Below are 2,494 nucleotides of genomic sequence, written 5' to 3'. Positions count from 1 at the left end.
GGGGATCTGGTGATTTCTATCAATTGCCACCTGTGGATAATTCTGGTCAGCCGAAATTCTGCTTTTTGGCTAAAAGTTGGAATAAGGTTATCGAAAACACCGTGGTGTTGAAGCAAGTTTTCAGACAAAAGGGAGATAATGAGTTTATTGATATGTTGAACAATGTGCGTGTTGGGAACTTGAATTATGAAACCATTGAAGCGTTCCAAAAATTGGATCGACAAATCAACTACACTGACGGAATAGAACCAACACAGTTGTACCCAACTTTAAAAGAAGTTCTGATGGCGAATCAAGCAAAATTAAACAGTTTACCAGGGAAAGTATACACTTTCCAAGCCAAAGATCCAGAAAACCCTTTTCTCGTCAGTATGCTTGATAATAATCTTATGGTGGATAAAGTTCTTCATTTAAAAACGGGGGCCCAAGTCATGTGTGTCAAAAATTTCACTGATGAATTGGTCAATGGTACCTTAGGTACCGTTTTATTTATGGCTACCCGTAAACTTTATATGAAGTTTTTGGAACAATATGTGTATATTGATGCGGAAGACCAGGCGGCGCTTGCTGAAATGAGGTTCGTATGTAATAGAATCGGCAAATCTGGTGGTTTTACCGATCAAGAGAAAGCATTTTTCGACAATATTCCATTGCAACGACAAAGTTTCATTCAATCATGTTGTCATCTAGCTAGTCAAGAATTCGAATCTACAGTATTACCGGTAGTCAATTTTAGTATTACTGGACGAGGTAAACAAGTGGTTATGGTGGAAAAGGAAGAGTTTAAGATTGAAAAAGCTGGACAAAAAAGTACCACGTCTAGTTTTGAAAATACTGGGAACGAGTTAGTCAGAGAACAACTTCCATTGATCTTGTCGTGGGCGATGTCGATCCACAAAGCTCAAGGTCAAACTTTGGACAGAGTCAAAATAGATTTAGGTAGAAGTTTTGCTAATGGTCAAGCATATGTTGCATTATCAAGAGCTACATGCAAGAGTCGGTTAGAAATCAAAAATTTCAGGAAAGATAAAGTAAAAACATCTGAACATGTCAGAAAATACTACGAAAGTTTGGGATAAATAGAAAGCTTTAATAATAGATATCCTTAATTTATTCTTGCCATTTGTCACCAGTTAAATTTTCGTAAGCTTCAACGTATTTGCTCTTGGTTTCAGTGACAATGTCTTCAGGCATAGCAACACCATCTTTACCAGCAACACCATTAGAAGTTAACCAATCTCTCAAAAATTGTTTATCGTAAGAGTCTTGAGATTTACCAACTTCGTATTTAGCAGCATTCCAGGGGATCCTCTAGAGTAAACGCTAGCGCTTTCCGGCAATCAGGCGGGACTGACGGCAGATCGTATGCTGGTCCTGTCCAGAGCCGGGCAGGCGGCAGGGCTGACGTTTAACCAGACCAGCGAGTCACTCAGCGCACTGGTTAAGGCGGGGGTAAGCGGTGAGGCTCAGATTGCGTCCATCAGCCAGAGTGTGGCGCGTTTCTCCTCTGCATCCGGCGTGGAGGTGGACAAGGTCGCTGAAGCCTTCGGGAAGCTGACCACAGACCCGACGTCGGGGCTGACGGCGATGGCTCGCCAGTTCCATAACGTGTCGGCGGAGCAGATTGCGTATGTTGCTCAGTTGCAGCGTTCCGGCGATGAAGCCGGGGCATTGCAGGCGGCGAACGAGGTCGCAACGAAAGGGTTTGATGACCAGACCCGCCGCCTGAAAGAGAACATGGGCACGCTGGAGACCTGGGCAGACAGGACTGCGCGGGCATTCAAATCCATGTGGGATGCGGTGCTGGATATTGGTCGTCCTGATACCGCGCAGGAGATGCTGATTAAGGCAGAGGCTGCGTATAAGAAAGCAGACGACATCTGGAATCTGCGCAAGGATGATTATTTTGTTAACGATGAAGCGCGGGCGCGTTACTGGGATGATCGTGAAAAGGCCCGTCTTGCGCTTGAAGCCGCCCGAGAGAAGGCTGAGCAGCAGACTCAACAGGACAAAAATGCGCAGCAGCAGAGCGATACCGAAGCGTCACGGCTGAAATATACCGAAGAGGCGCAGAAGGCTTACGAACGGCTGCAGACGCCGCTGGAGAAATATACCGCCCGTCAGGAAGAACTGAACAAGGCACTGAAAGACGGGAAAATCCTGCAGGCGGATTACAACACGCTGATGGCGGCGGCGAAAAAGGATTATGAAGCGACGCTGAAAAAGCCGAAACAGTCCAGCGTGAAGGTGTCTGCGGGCGATCGTCAGGAAGACAGTGCTCATGCTGCCCTGCTGACGCTTCAGGCAGAACTCCGGACGCTGGAGAGCGCTGCCGGACCTGCAGGCATGCAAGCTTGGCACTGGCCGTCGTTTTACAACGTCGTGACTGGGAAAACCCTGGCGTTACCCAACTTAATCGCCTTGCAGCACATCCCCCTTTCGCCAGCTGGCGTAATAGCGAAGAGGCCCGCACCGATCGCCCTTCCCAACAGTT

The 2,494-nt window shown here is 47.2% G+C and carries 1 protein-coding gene and 2 pseudogenes; 2 read left to right on the top strand and 1 reads right to left on the bottom strand.

Features of this window, described 5'->3' with window-relative positions; all coding sequences use genetic code 11:
• Nucleotides 1-1,079, top strand: a pseudogene (locus tag VIP81_RS30810) (PIF1 family ATP-dependent DNA helicase); the annotation flags it as partial.
• Nucleotides 1,080-1,110: 31 nt separating this feature from the next.
• Here VIP81_RS30810 and VIP81_RS30805 read toward each other — a convergent pair.
• Nucleotides 1,111-1,308 carry a phosphoribosylaminoimidazolesuccinocarboxamide synthase gene (locus VIP81_RS30805; RefSeq protein WP_087510679.1) on the bottom strand — a complete coding sequence of 66 codons (198 nt, stop codon included), beginning with the start codon at nt 1,306-1,308 and terminating at the stop codon, nt 1,111-1,113.
• Nucleotides 1,309-1,320: 12 nt separating this feature from the next.
• Here VIP81_RS30805 and VIP81_RS30800 point away from each other — a divergent pair.
• Nucleotides 1,321-2,337: pseudogene (locus VIP81_RS30800) on the top strand (phage tail length tape measure family protein); the annotation flags it as partial.
• Nucleotides 2,338-2,494: the final 157 nt, after the last annotated feature.

Origin of the sequence: Chitinophaga sp. (assembly GCF_036566945.1) — a bacterium.
In the GTDB taxonomy this organism is placed as follows: Bacteria; Bacteroidota; Bacteroidia; order Chitinophagales; family Chitinophagaceae; genus Chitinophaga.
The sequence above is the reverse complement of the archived record's forward strand: the minus strand, read 5'-3'. Positions and strand labels throughout refer to the sequence as shown.